Raw genomic sequence first — 16,152 nt, 5'->3', positions numbered from 1 at the left:
GGTGATCGCGGTGCCGGCTGCCTCATCGGCCGAGTGTGGCTCAGGCGCTCGCACCGGTGAGGGCCACGGCGCTGGTAGGGTCACTGCCGCCTACCCTAGAGGACTGCGAGAGGATCGGAGGAAGCCGTGAGCGGCGAGAACGGCGAGCACCCGCAGGACAGCGGCCCCCGTGCCACCAGCTGGGGGGAGGTGGTGCGACTGCGCACCCTGCCGGCCGCCGTCGCCCCCGTCATCCTGGGCGCCGGGGCGGCCGCCGCGATGGGGGAGCTCTCGGTGCTGCGGAGCCTGCTGGCCGCGGGCGTGGCCCTGGCGCTGCAGATCGGCTGCAACCTGGCCAATGACTACTCCGACGGCGTGCGCGGCACCGACGACGATCGCACCGGGCCGCCGCGCCTGACCGCCTCCGGGCAGGTCGCCCCCCGCACCGTCAAGCTCGCCGCCTTCGGCTGCTTCGGGATTGGAGCCCTCCTGGGCCTGGCACTCGTGGTCCTCAGCGGCCAGTGGTGGCTGCTCGCCGTCGGGGCCGCGGCGATCGCGGCCGCCTGGTTCTACACCGGAGGCTCCCACCCCTACGGCTACGCCGGCCTGGGGGAGGTCTTCGTCTTCGTCTTCTTCGGCCTGGTGGCCACGGTGGGCACCACCTACGTCCAGGCCGGCACGGTGCCGGGGTGGCTGTGGCCCTCGGCCTGCGGGATCGGCCTGCTCGCCTGCTCCCTGCTCATGGTCAACAACCTGCGCGACATCGATACTGATCCCGCCCACGGCAAGATGACCCTGGCGGTCCGCCTGGGGGAGGGGGGCGCCCGGCGCGCCTTCTCCCTCATGCTTCACGTGCCTCTGCTGCTGGGGGCCGTCGCCCTGGTGTGGGCGCGCGAGACCGGTTCGGCCAGCCCCGTCGACGGCGGCGGGCACATCAGCCCGCTGCTGACCCTGGTCATCGCGCTGGCGGCGCCGCTCCTGCTCCTGCCACTGGTGCGGCGGGCCACCGCGCCAGTGCGCTCCGGCGCCCGGGGGCGCGATCTTATTGCCTCCCTGCGTGACGCCGGCCTGCTGGAGCTGGCCTACGGCGTCGTCTTCGCCGCCGCCACCGTCATCATCACCCTGTGAGCCCGGGTTCTGGAGAGCGTTGATCTCATGCGGGGAGATCTCAGGGTGTCAACGAAGTACATCGACTGGGCGCTGGTTCCGTCCCGCTGGATCGAGCGGCGATTCCTCATCTTCACCGCACTGCGCAACCCGGGGTACGTCCTGCTGCATCTCGTTGCGGGCCCGCCTCTGGCGGCTGTCGTGGGAATCACTATCGGAGTGCTTCTGGAGCTGGTGGGGGTGCCCGACGGAAACGGGATCTGGGCCTTTGTGTTGGGGGCCCTGCTCGTGGCCTCTCTCATGGGGATCCGGCTGCTGAGCTTCACCGTGTTCAACGCCTCGGGCGTGCACATCTTCCGGTTCATCGGATGCTGGTGGTGGCGCAAGGACATCCCCTGGGTGGCCTTTCGCGAGACGGCGCGTGTGGACCTTCAGGAGGCGCCCTATGACATCCACGGCTTCACACCTCCCGATACTCACAATCTGGCGTTGCATCTGACGACCATGGAGGAGTGGGCCAGGTTCGTTGGGGCCGGGGCGGTACAGGGGGATCGCCCTGATCCGCTGGCGGGTCTCCCGCCGAGGGACCGCATGGCGCTGATCAAGGCATTCGACAAGCAGGGCACGTTCTGGCGGTTGGACAGAACTTCGACGATCATCCCCGGATTCGTGCGCCTGTCTCGACCTGACGACCGGCGTCAGGAGGCTCAGGAGCGTATCGCCCGCGATTGGCGCGCCCTCATCGAGTGGGCGGAGCAGAAGCAGTACCTGCCCAGGCGCCTCTACCCCTTCGAGTCCTACCCGGGCTTTCTTCCCTGGTAGCCCGGACCTCAAGTCTCCGGGTGCCGGCGGTCGGAGCCGGAGCCCTCCTAGTGACGGAACACCCGGTCCACTGCTGCCAGGAGCGCCCGCTGAGGAAGGACACGGGTGAGGAATCGTGCGACGACGGCGTTCCCCAGCCCGTCGACAACGCTGGGCCCGCTCCCTCTCAGGGCTCGCATCGTCGTATCGAGGACCTGGCGCGTGGAACGGAGCCTGCCGACGACCGTGCCCTCGTCGGCGACCTGGAAGAACGGGGTGTCTGTGGAGCCGGGGCACACGGCCAGGACACGGATGCCGTCCCTCCTCGTCTCTCGCCAGAGCGCCTCAGTGAAAGAGAGCACGAAGGCCTTGGTGGCCCCGTAGACGGCCATGTGGGGCATCGGTTGGAAGGCTGCGGCGGAGGAGATGTTGATGATCGTGCCGCTCCCGCGCTTGCGCATGGCCGGCAGGTACCTGGCCGTCAGACCCACCACCGCAAGACAGTTGAGGCGCACCTCCTGTTCCAGGCGCTCGGGGGCGTCGTCGGCGACGTCCTTCCCAGTGCCGAAGCCGGCGTTGTTGACCAGGACGTCAATGTGCAGACCTCTGCGGTTGGTCTCGTTCCACAGCCGTTGGGCGGCGTCCGGCTCGGACAGGTCCAGGGAGATGGTGGTGACCTCCACGCCGTGCTCCTTTCGGAGCTCTTCAGCCAAGGCGTCAAGCTTGTCCTGCCGGCGGGCCACCAGGACAAGCTCGTGCTTCTTGGCTGCGTAGCGGCGGGAGAACTCCTCACCGATTCCCGACGATGCTCCGGTGATGAGCGTGACCATGGGGGCTCCTCCTCGTGATCGGGCGGGTGATAGCCAAACAGCGTGGGCTGCACCGCTGTGTGCGGTGCGGCCCACGCTACGAGAGACGAGTCGGGTCCTGGGGGCTCAGCGGGCCGGTTCGGCGTCGAGCGGAACCCACGGGTCGGGCTGGTGGGTGATGCGGTTGCGCACGTCCCGGCGCACGAGCTCGATCGACCACAACCAGATGACGTGCCCCAGTGCCTCGGAGAAGTGCTCCGCCCAGGTCTGTCCACCGGCGACCCACGGGAAGAGTGAGAGACCGGGCCGGTGGACGGCTTGCAGATCGAACGGTGTCTTAGTCGTCCGTTGTCCACCGGCCCGGCCTCCCGGAAGCCTGGCACGGGAGGCAGCCGGGCCGCAACGTCGTCAGGATCCCCTCGCTCGCCTCTGTTGCGCCGTGGTACGGCCGACGTCGAACCGTGGAGAAAAGCCGGCGAGGGCCTCGCCGCAGCCATTGCTGCTACGAGGCCCTCGCCAGACGGATAACGCAGGTCTACCGGCTCAGTTGCCGCCGCCCTGCTGGCCACCCTGCTGGGCACCGGCGCTGCTGTCCGCACCACCCTGCTGGCCACCCTGCTGCTGACCGGGCTGCTGGCCTCCCTGCTGGTTGTCGCCCTGAAGGGAACCGCCCTGCTGCTGGCCACCCTGCTGGTTGTCGCCGCCCTGCTGCTGGCCCTGCTGGCCGCCCTGCTGGTTGTCACCGCCGGGCTGCTGACCACCCTGCTGGGTGCCTGCGCTGCTGTCCGCACCGCCCTGCTGACCGGGCTGCTGGCCACCCTGCTGGGTGTCACCGCCGGGCTGCTGACCCTGGGGAGCAGTGGGCTGGGCGCTTCCACCGGTGGCGCCACCGGTCATCTTGCTGTCAGCGCTGGGCGTGGCAACACCGCCGTCGCTGGTCTTGCCCGCGGTCTGCTTCGTGGCGGGAGTGGTCGAGTCACTCGAGCTGGAACCCGAGCAGGCCGCCAGACCGAGGCCGGCGGTCACGATGAGGAGCGAGGTGGCGAGGGTCTTGGCACGTGTAGCGGTGAATCGCATGAGTTCTCCTATGCGGTTGCTGGTGCAATGTCAGAGCGGGATGGCCCGCTCTTGCGGGTCCGGAACGCCGTCGTCCATGGAGCTCGAGGAAGAACCCGACGACGCCCGTCACGAGTGATGATCGTCATAGACGGCTATGTGGTTGTTCGACAATCCCCGTTGCCGATGGCTCCGAACCTCTTTCGAGACTAGCAACAAGAAACTGACCGAAAGGGTGAAGTATCGTGACAACCGTCTCGAGTCTGGTGGTCATCGGGCTGCTGGGAGGGCTCATCACGGGTATCTCCCCGTGCGTTCTTCCCGTGCTCCCCGTCATCCTCCTCTCCGCAGGAGCACAGGGCGCACGCGGTGATGGCGGCGATGACAAGGGGGGCGACGGCGGCTTCGCCTCCCGCTTCCACCCCTACCTCGTGGTAACCGGCCTTGTGGTCAGTTTCACGGTCTTTACGCTCCTCGGATCGACCGTGCTGAGCCTGCTCCACCTGCCGCAGGACCTCATCCGCTGGATCGGCATCGTCATGCTCGCCCTGATCGGCCTGGGCATGATGGTCCCGAAGGTCATGGAGATCCTCGAGCGCCCCTTCGCGCGCTTCCAGCGCTTCGGCGGCTCGAAGAACCCCTCCAACGGCTTCCTTCTGGGCCTGGTCCTGGGTGCTGCGTACGTGCCCTGCGCGGGCCCGGTCCTGGCGGCCGTCGCTGTCGCGGGAGCCACCGGGAGGATTGGCGCCGATACCGTCGCCCTGGCCGTGTCCTTCGCCGTTGGCACAGCGATCCCGCTGCTGGCCTTCGCCCTGGCCGGACGCGGTATCACGGAGAGGATTCAAGCCTTCCGCACCCGCCAGCGCGCCATCCGCGTCACCGCCGGCGTCGTCATGCTCGGGCTGGCCGTGGCCCTGGTCCTGGACGCCCCGGCCGCTCTCCAGCGCCGCCTGCCCGACTACACCGCCTCCCTTCAGGCCCGCACCGATGACCTCCTCCACGGTGACTCCTCCTCCGGCCCCTGCCGCCCCGGAGCCGCCACTCTCGGTGACTGCGGCCCCCTGCCCGCCATCGACGGCGCAGTGGCCTGGATCAACACGCCCGGCGACCAGCCCCTGACCCAGCAGAGTCGCGCCGGCAAGGTCACCCTGGTCGACTTCTTCGCCTACTCGTGCATCAACTGCCAGCGCTCGGTCCCCGGCATCGAGAAGCTCTACGAGACCTACGCCGCCTCCGGCCTGCAGGTGATCGGCGTCCACTCCCCGGAGTACGCCTTCGAGAAGGAGGTGGACAACGTGCGTGGCGGCGTCAAGCGCCTCGGCATCACCTACCCCGTGGCCGTCGACTCCAACCTGACCACCTGGACCAACTTCGACAACCACTACTGGCCCGCCCACTACCTGGCCGATGCCCAGGGCAACGTCCGTCAGACCCATGTCGGAGAAGGCGGGGAGGCGGCCACGGAGAAGCTCGTCCGCGAGTTGCTCATGCAGGCCAACCCGAAGGTGACCCTCCCCGCCCCCGTCTTCTCCGAGGCGAAGGACGACGCCGGCACGAACAGCCCCCGCACCCCCGAGACCTACCTGGGCTCGGACCGGGCCTCCGGCTTCGCCCAGGGAACCCTCGACAAGGGGCAGCACACCTTCTCCTTCCCCTCCCGGCTCCAGGCCGACACCTTCGCCCTGGACGGCACGTGGACAGTGGAGCCGCAGTACATCACCCCGACCGAGGGCAAGGGCCGCCTGCGCCTGTCCTACCGAGGTAAGCAGGTCAACCTCGTCGTCTCCGGCGAGGGGGACCTGACCTGGACGGTCAACGGGAAGACCCGCACCACCCACGTCTCCGGCGTGCCCAATGGGATGGAGCTGGTCCACAGCGAGGAGGTGGGATCGGGCGAGCTCGAGCTGGAGGCCTCGCCCGGACTGCAGCTCTACTCCTTCACCTTCGGGTGACCCGGCGGTGAGAGCGGACATGACTCAGGAGACGGTGCGATGAGCCTGGCGACGCTGGAGGCGCGGACCGGGGCGCGCACCGTCTCCGCCTGCGGTCTGGCCTACCATTCCCCTGTGACACGCAGCAGTTGCGCCGGCTCAGAGGGAGAGTGGATCGCGCAGGTGGCCGACGGTGACGCCGACGCCTTCGCCCGCATCTACGACGCCTGGTCCTCTCGGCTATTCGCGCTGATCCTCCAGATCGTCGTTGATCGCGCCCAGAGCGAGGAGGTTCTCCAGGAGGTCTTCCTCGAGGTGTGGCGCACGGCCGGCTCCTATTCCCCGGCGCGGGGCAGCGTCCGGGCCTGGCTGGTGACCATGGCCAGGCGCCGGGCCATCGACCGGGTCCGCTCCTCCCAGTCCTCCCGGGAGCGGGAGAGCCGCTGGCGTGACTACATGCCCGACGTCGACCAGACGGTTCAGCAGGTCGAGGACAGACTCGTGGGCGAGCAGGTGCACCGGGCGCTCGAGGCGGTGGGGGAGCCCTACCGCTCCACCATTGAGCTGGCCTACTTCACGGGCCTGACCCACCGCGAGATCGCCCGCCGCACGGGCACGCCGCTGGGAACGGTCAAAACCCGCATCAGGGACGGAATGGCACGGTTACGACGAGAGCTGGGGGTGCAGTCATGAGCGACCGCGACGACACTCACGAGGACGCCATCAACGGCGAGGCCGATCTGCAGGGCACCGAGGGGCTCGACGGGGCGCAGAGTGGAGACGATCTCGAGCGCTTCGACGACGAGCTCGACTCGGAGACGGCCGCCCTGCTAGGGGCCGCACTGCGGCCCGTGGACCCGCCGGCAGCGATCCGCGCCTCCCTTCTGGAGACCATTGCACGCGAGCCCCAGACGGAACGCGCAGACCAGGTCGCCGGCACCGTGGAGGAGGAAGCCGGCGACCGCGACGCTGTCGGCGGCAGTAACAGTGGCAGTGACCGTGACAGTAACGGCGACGGTGATGGCGACTTGGTGGGCTCTGAGGTCCTCAGCCTCGATGCGCACCGCCGTCGCCGCTCGGCCTGGCGCACCGGCCTGCTGCGGGCGGCCGCGGCCGTGGTCCTGCTCGGTGTCGGCATCGGTGTGGGGCGCTGGAGCGTGAGGGGCGCGGTCGATGAGGCCATGGACTCCATGGCGAGCTCCATGGCATCGACCCAGCACTACGCCCACCTCAACCAGGCCCAGGACGTCCAGCGGGTCACCGACACGATGCCCGACGGGCACGTCGCGACCCTCACCTGGTCCCGGGACATGAGCATGACCGCGCTGACCCTCCCGGCTGCCATGAAGGAGTCCGCCAGTGGGCGCAGCCTCCAGGTCTGGCTCAAGGAGGGGGAGACGACCACCTCACTGGGCGTCTACGACCCCCGTGACGGGGCCGGCTTCTCCTTCCTGGACGTCATGCCCAAGCCCGGCCAGCAGATCGTCATCACCATGGAGCCGGCCGGAGGGTCGGCCCAGCCGACGACGCCGCCCCTGGTCACCCTGCGAGTGAGTGAGGACGCCGGCCGGTCCGGCGCCGCCACCGGTTCGCCGAGCCCCGCGTCCTCGGCCGCTCCCACCGGAGACTCCGCCTAGCGGTGGACCGGGGTGGGGCGCGGTGCGCCGGGGCGACACGAGCACCTGAATCGTGATGTATATAACAGTAAGGTCACTCTCGAGGTGCTGACCCTGATGCTGATGGACGTCAGTACCTCTCGGGTGATTTCCCGTCATTCCGCGGTTTCCTGAGGTTGGGCGGATGTGGCCGGCGACGAGGGTGGTTATGGCGGCGGTGAGCGGACACCAATGCGCACTTCTATTTCCGACTCCGGTGGGAATCAGTGGAGAATCTCGAAGGTGTGATCCCCATTGAGATCGTATTCTTCATTTCGATACTCGCCACAATTCTCGCCACGATTCTGAATGCCCTCGACATATTGCGCCTGGCCCCTCATATGTGGTCGCGATGGCGGCTCCGGGTCAGAAGTAGTACGGGAAGGGCGACCAGTCGGGAGTACGGCGCTGGAGGAATGCATCGCGCCCCTCCACGGCCTCGTCGGTCATATAGGCCAGACGAGTGGCCTCACCGGCGAAGACCTGCTGGCCGGCCAGGCCGTCGTCGGCCAGGTTGAAGGCGAGCTTGAGCATGCGGATGGCCTGCGGGGACTTGCCCGCCACGGTGGCCGCGTACTCCAGGGCCCGTTCCTCGAGCTCGGCGTGGGGGACCGCCTCATTGACGACGCCCCAGCGCTCGGCGGTGATGGCATCGTAGGTGCGGGCCAGGAAGAAGATCTCACGGGCCCGCTTGTCCCCGACCTGCCGGGCCAGGAGCGCGGAGCCGTAGCCGGCGTCGAAGCTGCCGACATCGGCGTCAGTCTGCTTGAAGCGCGCGTGCTCGATCGAGGCCAGCGACAGGTCGCACACGACGTTGAGGCTGTGACCGCCGCCGGCGGCCCAGCCCGGGACGGCGGCGATGACGGCCTTGGGCATGGTGCGGATGAGGCGCTGAACCTCCAGGATGTGGAGCCGGCCGGCCCGTGCGGTGTCGAGGCGGGCCTGGGCGGCGGCAACGTCGGCCTCGTGGCTGTAGGCGCGGTCCTCAGGCTCGCCGGCAGCCGTTGGGGACTGCGGCGAGGCCTCCCGCTCGTAGCGGTAGCCGTCCCGGCCGCGGATGCGCTGGTCGCCGCCGGAGGAGAAGGCCCAGCCGCCGTCGCGCGGCGAGGGGCCGTTGCCGGTGAGGATGACGGCGCCGACGTCGCCGCTCATGCGCGCGTGGTCCAGGACCCGGTAGAGCTCATCGACGGTGCGGGGGCGGAAGGCATTACGGACCTCGGGCCGGTTGAAGGCCACCCTGACCACCGGCAGGTCCCGGAGCCAGGTGCCGTGCTCGTCCCGGACGCAGCCCCTGTGGTAGGTGATGTCCGTGAGGGCCTGTGCCTGCTGCTGGGAGGGCTCCGTGCCGGCCTCGGCGTGGGGGAAACCGGGCACCTCCCGCCAGCGGGCGGGGGAGAAGATCTCTGAGACTCGGCGCGGCAACGGGTGAGCGGTGGAGGCGTTCATGGTCTCAGCGTAGGGCCGCCAGGGCTCGTCCCGCCCCAGGGCGCCGGAAGCGGTCGCCGTCGCCCCTAGTTCCCCAGGGCTGCGGCGATGAGCTCGGTGCGCGAGGTGTGGCCGAGGCGGTGGAGGACCTCGGAGACGTAGATGCGCACGGTGTTCTCAGAGATGCCGAGCTTGCGGGCGATGCGCCGGTTGGTCAGCCCCTCCAGGAGGCAGGTGTAGATGTCTCTCAGGCGGGGTGGCAGCTCGTTGACCAGCTCCTGGATGCGGGCCTCCGCGGTGGCGCGCTTCTGCTCGGACTGGTAGGCGCTGACGAGCATCTTCGTAGGGCGCGAGGACATGACAGGCTCACCACGGCTGGCACGCAGCAGCGCCGCAGCGACGTTCTCGGTGCTCTCGTCCTTGGTGATGAAGCCGTTGACGCCCTCGGCCAGGGCCTCGGCGAGCATCTCGTCACGACTGAAGACGGTGAACATGACAATGGGCATCCGGGGGAAGCGCTCATAGATCGCTCTCGCGGTCTGGGCGCCATCCATATCCGGCATGTCGCTGTCCAGCAGGACGACGTCGATGGGCTGCTGCCCGGTCATGAGCAGGCTGATGGCCTGGCGTCCGCCGGAGGCGGCGGCGACGACGGTAATGGCCCGCTGCGAGTCGAGCTGTTCGGCGAAGGTGGTGCGAATGAGCGGGTCGTCATCGACGATGAGGACTCGCAGGGAACGCAGGGTGTGGCTAGGCATAAGCGGCTCCGTCCGGTGACGACATGAGGGATCTCGCAGTAGTGGTTGGTGTGGCGATCTCGTTCCAGGGAAGACTGGCGAGAACGGTCCAGGAGGCTCCGATCCGGTTCGAGCCCAAGGAACCTCCGGCATTCTCGAACCGGTCCTGGAGGGCCCATAATCCGTACCCTCCGTGCATCTCCTCAGGCACCTTCTGATCATGCCAGGGTGAGCTGAAGCTGATGAAAAGGGTGTCCCGCTCCTGCTCCACGACGAGGGAGACAAGATCGTGGGGGAAGTTGTACTTGAGGGCGTTGAGGGTGTTCTCGCGGATGAAGGCGACCAGGAGCCGGCCGAGCTCGGAACGGTGCAGCGCCGGAATCCTCTCGATGCCGTCGAGGTCGGCGTCCAGGACGATCTCGCGCTGCGCCAGCGTGGAGGCGCTGGAGTCGACGATCTCCTGCAGGGTGGGCTCCTCCTTGGGTGGCCCCTGCGAGACGGCGAGGTTGTGAATGAGCAGGCGCAGGTGGGCGAGGGCCTGCTGAGTCCGGTCCTGCAGGTCGAGGACACGGTCTCGGTCATCGCCATGGGGGAGCCTGATGGAGCGGGAGATGATGAGCATGCGGGTGAGGTCGGCGGCCAGGTCGTCATGGAGACTGTCGGCGATGTCGCGGCGCAGCTGTTGAATGAGCTCGGCAGCAATCTCCCTGGAGCGCTCCGCCTCCCGCTGCATCTCCTCCAGGCGGTCTTTGGTGTTGCGGATCAGGATTCCGAGGGAGGCGGACAGAGTTCCCCAGAATAATGTCCAGACCGTTACGGGAAGGAGGGGGATTCCTGCAATGAGCTGCGCCAGAAAGAATACGGAGAGTTGGACAAGAGCGAGCTTGGGCTTCCTGACCGCTATGAGATCAGCAACTATGGCGTATGTGAGAATCCATGCCCATGATAGCTGTGATGCTGATGCGTAGAAGACGATGAGGAGTGTGGTGGAAAAAGTGAATATCCCGAGTCGTCGATCTTTTGCGTAGACATATGGAAAGAATGAGAGTATCTGAAAGATTTCCCCAATAATGATAGAGCTTATATTGGCTCTTAAAGTGAGGTAAGTGTAAGTGTCTAGGAGAATGAGGGAGGCTATTACTGAAATGAGGATAGCTCTCCTCAGTCGCGGCAAAAACCTCTGGTGTCGCATCCAGAGTCGTGATAGGAAGCTATCGTTCTGCATGGTCCTTGAGGTGAGTGCTGAGGGTTTATCTCGAGTACTTGGCGGTGGAAAAATGCTGTCACCCCTAAGGGGTGAGCTTAGGGGTGACAGCGCGTGAAGTTATCAGGAGTACCAGCGGTTCGTCTTCCAGTCGCACCAAGCACTGGGGGGGAAGATGCACCAGTCGGGACGGGGCCTCAGGAAGGCGCCTGCTGAATCGTCGTGTCGTGCGGGGGTGGTGGTCGGCGCGGCGCTGGCCGGCGCGGCGAAGCCCGCCAGGAGGAGGGCGACAAGAGAGATGCGGACAACGGATTTCATGGAGGGAACTCCTGTCTCAGGGGGTGTTATGAACAATTTATCTTACCATTCCTGTGGTTTGCGCCAAGTGCGTTCTTCGCCGGCCCGGTTGATTCTCCGCTCAACAAAACCGGCCGATGGTGGGCGACGGCGGTGGCGCGGACCATTCCTCGTAACCGGGCTGAGACGCCCCTGACCTCCGACTACTCTGGGCCCATGACACAGACCGGTGCGACCGCCAGCCGTCCCTCCGTTCCCGTGGCCGAGGGCGGGGGGCGAATCGACTCCGAGACCGGCGCCTTGCGCGAGGTGATCGTCCACCGTCCCGGTGGGGAGATCGCCCGCCTGACCCCCATCAACGCCGACTCCCTGCTCTTCGACGACGCCCTCAACATCCCCCGGGCCCAGGCCGAGCACGACGCCTTCACCGCGATCCTGCGCTCCGAGGGCGTCATTGTCCACGACTTCCGCGAGCTGTTCACCGAGGTCCTGGCCGTCCCCGAGGCCCGCCGGCTGGTCCTGGACGAGGCCGTCGGCCCCGATGTCGTCGGCGTCTCCGCCTCCGAGCTGCTCATCGACTACTTCCAGTCCCTGTCCGAGGCCGACCTCGCCGAGGTGCTCCTGAGCGGCATCACCCGCACCGAGCTGCGCGAGCGCCTCAGCTCCTCCGACGGGCGCGATCTGTTCTCCTCCACCTACCTGTCCACCCTGGAGGGGCCGTTCGTCGTCACCCCTCTGCCCAACCTGCTCTTCACCCGCGACGCGTCGGCCTGGCTCTACGGCGGGGTCTCGGTCAACTCCATGGCCCTGGAGCCGCGCCGTCGTGAGGCCATCGGCTACGAGGCCGTCTACCGCTACCACCCGGCCTTCGGCCCGCGCCTGGCCGAGCTCACCGGCTCCGATACCCCGGACGCCCGCCTGTGGCGCGAGGTGGGGCGGGTCTCGGCCGCCTCGACCATCGAGGGCGGCGACTTCCAGATCCTGGGCAACCGGACCCTCGTCATGGGCCTGACCCACCGCTCCACCGCCGCCGGCGTGGAGCGCCTGGCCTCCCAGCTCTTCGCCTCCGGCGTGGCCGACCGGGTCATCGGCGTCCACATGCCCGACGCCGCCTTCTACACCCAGCTCGAGGCCGTCATGCACCTGGACACCCTCATGACAATGGTCAGCCCCGACACCTACCTGCGCTTCCCCGGCTTCACCGAGGTCACCACCGTGGAGATCGAGCCCGCAGCGGCTGGACGCTCCCTCCAGGTGACGGTCCACGACGGCTCTCAGATGGATGCGGTCCTCGCCCGGGCCGCCGGCATCGACTCCTTCCGCGTCATCAGCCCCGGCGCCTCCGACGAGGCCGAGGCCCTGCGCGAGCTCGCCCGGGACTCCTGCAACGTCGTGGCCCTGGCCCCCGGGCGCGTCATCGGCTACGCCCACAACCAGCGCGCCAACGACGCCCTGCGCAAGGCTGGCATCGAGGTCGTCGAGACCCCCGGCGTCGAGCTCGTGCGCGGCCGCGGCGGCTCGCACTGCATGACCTGCCCCGTCACCCGCGACGCGGTGTGAGGCCGGCCAGGGCGCTCAGAGCAGCCGGCAGGCCCCCGGGCCCGGCCTGGTAACGATCACCGCGGCCTGCTCCGCGCCCGGCTCGCGGTCCCGGTAGGCCCCGAGCCACTGCGCGGCGAAGGCCTCGGCGTCGTCGGCCCGCACCAGGGCGTACACCGACCCGCCCCACCCGGCGCCGAAGGAGGAGGCGCCGATGGCGCCCGCCTGGCGGGCCAACGACACCATGAGCCGGGTCTGCGGCACCTGGTTGCCCAGGACGCGGTCGGCCAGCTCCTGGGAGCGCCGGAGGACCTCACCCACGCCCGGGTCGGCCGCGGCGATCATCCGGGCACCGGCGGGAACCAGGACGAGGGACTCGATGAGGAACTGCTCGATGCGCTGCCTCTCGTAGCCGGGCTCGCACAGCCCCAGCAGCTCCTTCAGGGCCGGGGCGCCGGCCGCCTGCTCGCCGGTGGCCTCCCCGACCAGGTGCCTGACCGCGCCAGCCAGGGAGGCGTCAGTGCGTCCGGTGGTCTCATTCCACCTGGCCAGCACCGCCTGGACGGTGCTCGGCCCGCGGTTGTAGTCCTCCAGGGCCGCACCGGTCTTGTGGGCCAGCACCCCGCTCACGCCGACGACGAGCGCCCACTGGGTGGGGAAGGAGATGGTCTGTTCGATGCGCATCGGGTCGAATCCGGCCAGGAGCAGCCGGTCCTGGGCGCCGCACAGCATGCCGGTGTGGTCCTCGCTCCCGCCGCGGGTGCCCACCCCGCTGGTCCCCGGCAGGTCCCGCCACGCCCGTCCGCCCTCCACGGCGGCGAGGTATCCGGCCAGGGACAGCCGGTCGGGCATCGACTCGACCCACCGGGGATCCTCGTCCCAGCCGTTGAGGGAGGCCAGGGCCAGGGCCGTGGCGCACACCAGCGCGGAGGACGAGCTCATCCCGGAGGCCGGCGGCAGGTCCGAGGAGAGGGTCAGGTGGGCCGCGGCTCCCGCCCCGAAGTTGAGGGTGAGGCGGTCCAGCACGGTCTGAAGGTAGCGGCCCCAGTGGCCCGGCTCCAGGCCCGGGTCCACCCCGGCGCGCAGGGTGACCGGATCACCGCAGTCCGTGGTGGCGGTCAGGGACCCCGGCGGCCCCGCCACGCGGCGCGACCGTGCCGTGATCGCCCGGTCGACGGCGCCGACCAGGACCGAGCCGCCGGCGTAGTCGGTGTGCTTGCCCAGCACCTCGACGCGCCCGGGCACCCGCCAGGCGGTCTCCTCGAACGCCTCACTCAACGCCCCCTGCGTCCCCCGGCTCACAGCGACACCTCCGTCCCGGACAGGCGGGCCTCGACCTCGGCGATGTCCTCGCGCCGCGACAGGTCCAGGACCCCGCCGGTCGCAGGGAGGACCGAGACCGGACCGGGCAGGGCGCGCACGGCGTCGACGATCTCCAGCTCGCCGCGCGGCGAGGGGGTGATGCGGCGGCAGGCGGCGAAGATCTCCGGGGTGAACCGGAAGGCGTTCATCGACACCGGGGCGTGGGGCCCGGCGGCCTGAACCACCTCCGTTGGGGGCTTTTCCACGATCTCCTCCAGCGCCCCGTCGCGGGCGCGCACGAGGGCGAAGGCGGCGATCCGCTCGGCGGGGATGTTGGACTCGGCCACCAGGGTGGCACGGTCGAAGCCGGCCAGGGCGTTGCCCCGGTGGCGGGCCAGGTCGCGCAGCACCTGACGGGGGTAGTAGTTGTCCCCGTTGACCATGAGGAAGGGCTCCCCGTCCACGGCCGCCTCGGCGGACAGGACGGCGTCGGCCGTCCCCAAGGGGCTGACCTGGACGGCCAGGTCGATCGTGAGCCGGGTGAGCTCCAGGGAGTCGATGTGGCGGCGGAAGTCCTCGTGCTCGGGCCCCACGACCAGGACGGCCCGCTCGATCCCGGCGTCGACCAGGGCTGAGAGGCTGTAGTCGATGAGCCGGTGCTCGCCGATGGGCATGAGGGCCTTGTAGCCGCTGGCCGCGGCCGTGGCCTGCCGGGAGGTCAGGCCGGAGCCGGCCGGGCTGCTCGCCCGCATGCGTGTGCCCAGGCCCCTGGCCAGGACGACGGCGACACGGGTGCGCTCCACCGCGCCGCCCACCGTCGTGTCAGTGATCGCGTCTGTCATGAGTTCCTTCCTCCTGCCCGTCTCAGGCATCCAGGCCGTAGTGGCTCGCGACGGCGGCCGCGGTGGCCCGGGCCTCGTCACCGGTGGGCATCTCGGCGAAGACCCGCAGGAGCGGCTCGGTCCCCGAGAAGCGGATCGTCACCCAGCCGCCGCAGGTGAAGTAGACCTTGCAGCCGTCCTCCCAGGAGACGCGCTCGACGTCGGGGGTGAAGGCGGGCAGGTCGTGGGCGCCGAAGATGCGCTCCTGAAGCTCAGTACGCCGCTCGGCGGTGAAGCCGTAGGCGTTCTCCACCATGACGAGCTCACCGTACCGGGCCACGATGTCGGCGTAGAGCTCGGAGAGCCGCTTGCCCGAGGCCGCCACCGCCTCCACCAGCAGGGAGCCGGCGTAGACCCCGTCCTTGCCGGGGATGTGACCGCGCACGGTCAGGCCCCCGGAGGACTCGCCCCCGATGACGGCCCCGGTCTCGGCCATCTTGGCGCTGATCCACTTGAAGCCCACGGGCACCTCGTAACAGACCTGCCCGTGGGCGGCCGCGACCCGGTCCAGCAGGTGGGTGGTGGACATGTTGCGCACGGCCGGCCCCGACCAGCCCTTGCGGGTCAGCAGGTAGTCGTAGAGCAGGACCAGGACCTGGTTGGGGGTGAGGTAGGCGCCGGTGTCGTCGATGATGCCCAGTCGGTCCGCGTCCCCGTCGGTGGCGATGCCCAGGTCCGCACCGGAATCGACGACGGCGTTGCGCAGGGTGGTGACGGTCCCCTCTGTGGGTGAGGGCATGCGGCCCCCGAACAGGGGGTCGTGGCGGTCGTGGATGACGTCCACCTGGCAGCGGGCGGTCAGCAGGATCGTCTGCAGGCTCGTCTCGGAGACCCCGAACATCGGGTCCAGCACGATGTGCATGTGGGCGTGGCGGATGGTCTCGGTGTCGAGCTTGTCGATGATGGCGTCCAGGTACCAGTTGATGGAGCGCTGGATGGTGACGAGCTCGCTGGAGCGGGCCTCATGTGGCTCGACGCTGCGCACGTCCGCGTCGGTCAGGCCCCGCAGGGAGGCGGTGAGCTCGTCAGTGACCGCCTGGTCGGCGTCGCGGCCGCCGGGCAGGAAGATCTTGATGCCGTTGTACAGGGCCGGGTTGTGGGAGGCGGTCACGGCCATCCCGTAGGCGGACCCCAGGCGGCGCACCGTCCACATGGTGGTGGGGGTCGGGGAGGGGCGGTCGATGAGGGTGACCCGGATGCCGTTGCCGACGAGCACCTCAATGGCCCACCAGGCGGCGGTGTCGGACAGGAAGCGCCGGTCGTAGCCGATGACGACGCCCTGTTCGGCCGTGCCCTCCTTCAGGATGCGGTGGGCCAGCCCCTGGGTCAGGAGCCTGACATTGGCGCGGGTGAACTCATCGCCGATCACGGCTCTCCAGCCGCCGGTGCCGAAGTGGATCATGGGGGTTCCTCTGCGGAGGCGCCGTTG

Annotated in this window: 15 protein-coding genes and 1 pseudogene; 6 read left to right on the top strand and 10 right to left on the bottom strand. The window is 69.0% G+C overall.

Annotated elements, in window-relative coordinates; translation table 11 throughout:
• Positions 1–126 precede the first annotated feature (126 nt).
• Together HW274_RS10360 and HW274_RS10355 are read left to right on the top strand one after the other, a co-directional pair.
• Positions 127–1,107 (top strand): 1,4-dihydroxy-2-naphthoate polyprenyltransferase, encoded by a 981-nt coding sequence (locus tag HW274_RS10360; RefSeq protein WP_185988739.1) that lies wholly within the window; start codon positions 127–129, stop codon positions 1,105–1,107.
• A 45-nt stretch (positions 1,108–1,152) separates the two neighbouring features.
• On the top strand, positions 1,153–1,908 hold the full coding sequence (locus HW274_RS10355; RefSeq protein WP_260679061.1) for a hypothetical protein: 756 nt from the start codon (positions 1,153–1,155) through the stop codon (positions 1,906–1,908).
• A gap of 47 nt (positions 1,909–1,955) precedes the next feature.
• Here the strand turns inward: HW274_RS10355 and HW274_RS10350 are convergent, their stop codons facing one another.
• The 3 genes and pseudogenes from HW274_RS10350 to HW274_RS10345 form a co-directional block, all read right to left on the bottom strand.
• Positions 1,956–2,717 (bottom strand): SDR family oxidoreductase, encoded by a 762-nt coding sequence (locus HW274_RS10350; protein WP_075254348.1) that lies wholly within the window; start codon positions 2,715–2,717, stop codon positions 1,956–1,958.
• A 105-nt stretch (positions 2,718–2,822) separates the two neighbouring features.
• Positions 2,823–2,993: pseudogene (locus HW274_RS12855) on the bottom strand (DUF1440 domain-containing protein); the annotation flags it as partial.
• A 246-nt stretch (positions 2,994–3,239) separates the two neighbouring features.
• Positions 3,240–3,773 (bottom strand): hypothetical protein, encoded by a 534-nt coding sequence (locus HW274_RS10345; protein WP_075254347.1) that lies wholly within the window; start codon positions 3,771–3,773, stop codon positions 3,240–3,242.
• Positions 3,774–3,997: 224 nt separating this feature from the next.
• On the opposite strand from HW274_RS10345, the gene HW274_RS10340 reads away from it, so the two are divergent.
• The 3 genes from HW274_RS10340 to HW274_RS10330 are packed head-to-tail and all read left to right on the top strand — an operon-like array spanning position 3,998 to position 7,320.
• Complete coding sequence (locus tag HW274_RS10340) at positions 3,998–5,704, top strand: cytochrome c biogenesis protein CcdA (protein ID WP_075254346.1); 1,707 nt, start codon at positions 3,998–4,000, stop codon at positions 5,702–5,704.
• A 39-nt stretch (positions 5,705–5,743) separates the two neighbouring features.
• Positions 5,744–6,376 carry a sigma-70 family RNA polymerase sigma factor gene (locus HW274_RS10335; protein ID WP_081376238.1) on the top strand — a complete coding sequence of 211 codons (633 nt, stop codon included), beginning with the start codon at positions 5,744–5,746 and terminating at the stop codon, positions 6,374–6,376.
• Positions 6,373–7,320, top strand: a complete 948-nt coding sequence (locus HW274_RS10330; RefSeq protein ID WP_075254345.1) for an anti-sigma factor — start codon at positions 6,373–6,375, stop codon at positions 7,318–7,320. The genes HW274_RS10335 and HW274_RS10330 overlap by 4 nt, the downstream gene beginning before the upstream one ends.
• Before the next feature lie 384 nt (positions 7,321–7,704).
• On the opposite strand, the gene HW274_RS10325 is transcribed toward HW274_RS10330, so the two are convergent.
• The 4 genes from HW274_RS10325 to HW274_RS10310 form a co-directional block, all read right to left on the bottom strand.
• Positions 7,705–8,784 (bottom strand): 1,4-dihydroxy-2-naphthoyl-CoA synthase, encoded by a 1,080-nt coding sequence (locus HW274_RS10325; RefSeq protein WP_075254344.1) that lies wholly within the window; start codon positions 8,782–8,784, stop codon positions 7,705–7,707.
• A 65-nt stretch (positions 8,785–8,849) separates the two neighbouring features.
• The gene (locus HW274_RS10320) at positions 8,850–9,521 is read right to left on the bottom strand and encodes a response regulator transcription factor (protein WP_003787214.1); all 672 of its coding nucleotides are present in this window, start codon (positions 9,519–9,521) and stop codon (positions 8,850–8,852) included.
• Positions 9,514–10,233 carry a hypothetical protein gene (locus HW274_RS12850; RefSeq protein WP_260679060.1) on the bottom strand — a complete coding sequence of 240 codons (720 nt, stop codon included), beginning with the start codon at positions 10,231–10,233 and terminating at the stop codon, positions 9,514–9,516. The genes HW274_RS10320 and HW274_RS12850 overlap by 8 nt, the downstream gene beginning before the upstream one ends.
• Before the next feature lie 594 nt (positions 10,234–10,827).
• Complete coding sequence (locus HW274_RS10310; RefSeq protein WP_075254342.1) at positions 10,828–11,022, bottom strand: hypothetical protein; 195 nt, start codon at positions 11,020–11,022, stop codon at positions 10,828–10,830.
• A gap of 195 nt (positions 11,023–11,217) precedes the next feature.
• Here HW274_RS10310 and HW274_RS10305 point away from each other — a divergent pair, with 195 nt between their 5' ends.
• A complete protein-coding gene (locus HW274_RS10305; RefSeq protein WP_075254341.1) occupies positions 11,218–12,561 on the top strand; it encodes an arginine deiminase family protein in 1,344 nt (447 codons plus the stop codon).
• Between the two features lie 15 nt (positions 12,562–12,576).
• Here HW274_RS10305 and HW274_RS10300 read toward each other — a convergent pair whose 3' ends face one another.
• The 3 genes from HW274_RS10300 to HW274_RS10290 are packed head-to-tail and all read right to left on the bottom strand — an operon-like array spanning position 12,577 to position 16,125.
• Entirely contained in the window at positions 12,577–13,842 is a 1,266-nt protein-coding gene (locus HW274_RS10300) for a galactokinase family protein (protein ID WP_256692482.1), read from the bottom strand.
• Positions 13,839–14,684 carry a nucleotidyltransferase family protein gene (locus HW274_RS10295; protein WP_075254339.1) on the bottom strand — a complete coding sequence of 282 codons (846 nt, stop codon included), beginning with the start codon at positions 14,682–14,684 and terminating at the stop codon, positions 13,839–13,841. Before HW274_RS10295 ends, HW274_RS10300 begins: the two co-directional genes overlap by 4 nt.
• 22 nt (positions 14,685–14,706) lie before the next feature.
• Complete coding sequence (locus HW274_RS10290) at positions 14,707–16,125, bottom strand: phosphoglucomutase/phosphomannomutase family protein (protein WP_075254338.1); 1,419 nt, start codon at positions 16,123–16,125, stop codon at positions 14,707–14,709.
• Between the last annotated feature and the right edge of the window lie 27 nt (positions 16,126–16,152).

Source organism: Actinomyces sp. oral taxon 169 (genome assembly GCF_013394715.1).
GTDB lineage: Bacteria > Actinomycetota > Actinomycetes > Actinomycetales > Actinomycetaceae > Actinomyces.
Note: the sequence above shows the minus strand (reverse complement) of the source record. Positions and strands in the feature narration are given on the sequence as shown.

Bases quoted from the DNA above. Each gene is read 5' to 3' on its own strand.
- HW274_RS10305 (WP_075254341.1), top strand. From the start codon at position 11,218: ATGACACAGACCGGTGCGACCGCCAGCCGTCCCTCCGTTCCCGTGGCC.
- HW274_RS10330 (WP_075254345.1), top strand. From the start codon at position 6,373: ATGAGCGACCGCGACGACACTCACGAGGACGCCATCAACGGCGAGGCC.
- HW274_RS10350 (WP_075254348.1), bottom strand. From the start codon at position 2,717: ATGGTCACGCTCATCACCGGAGCATCGTCGGGAATCGGTGAGGAGTTC.
- HW274_RS10320 (WP_003787214.1), bottom strand. From the start codon at position 9,521: ATGCCTAGCCACACCCTGCGTTCCCTGCGAGTCCTCATCGTCGATGAC.
- HW274_RS10290 (WP_075254338.1), bottom strand. From the start codon at position 16,125: ATGATCCACTTCGGCACCGGCGGCTGGAGAGCCGTGATCGGCGATGAG.
- HW274_RS10345 (WP_075254347.1), bottom strand. From the start codon at position 3,773: ATGCGATTCACCGCTACACGTGCCAAGACCCTCGCCACCTCGCTCCTC.
- HW274_RS12850 (WP_260679060.1), bottom strand. From the start codon at position 10,233: ATGCAGCGGGAGGCGGAGCGCTCCAGGGAGATTGCTGCCGAGCTCATT.
- HW274_RS10310 (WP_075254342.1), bottom strand. From the start codon at position 11,022: ATGAAATCCGTTGTCCGCATCTCTCTTGTCGCCCTCCTCCTGGCGGGC.
- HW274_RS10325 (WP_075254344.1), bottom strand. From the start codon at position 8,784: ATGAACGCCTCCACCGCTCACCCGTTGCCGCGCCGAGTCTCAGAGATC.
- HW274_RS10295 (WP_075254339.1), bottom strand. From the start codon at position 14,684: ATGACAGACGCGATCACTGACACGACGGTGGGCGGCGCGGTGGAGCGC.
- HW274_RS10335 (WP_081376238.1), top strand. From the start codon at position 5,744: ATGAGCCTGGCGACGCTGGAGGCGCGGACCGGGGCGCGCACCGTCTCC.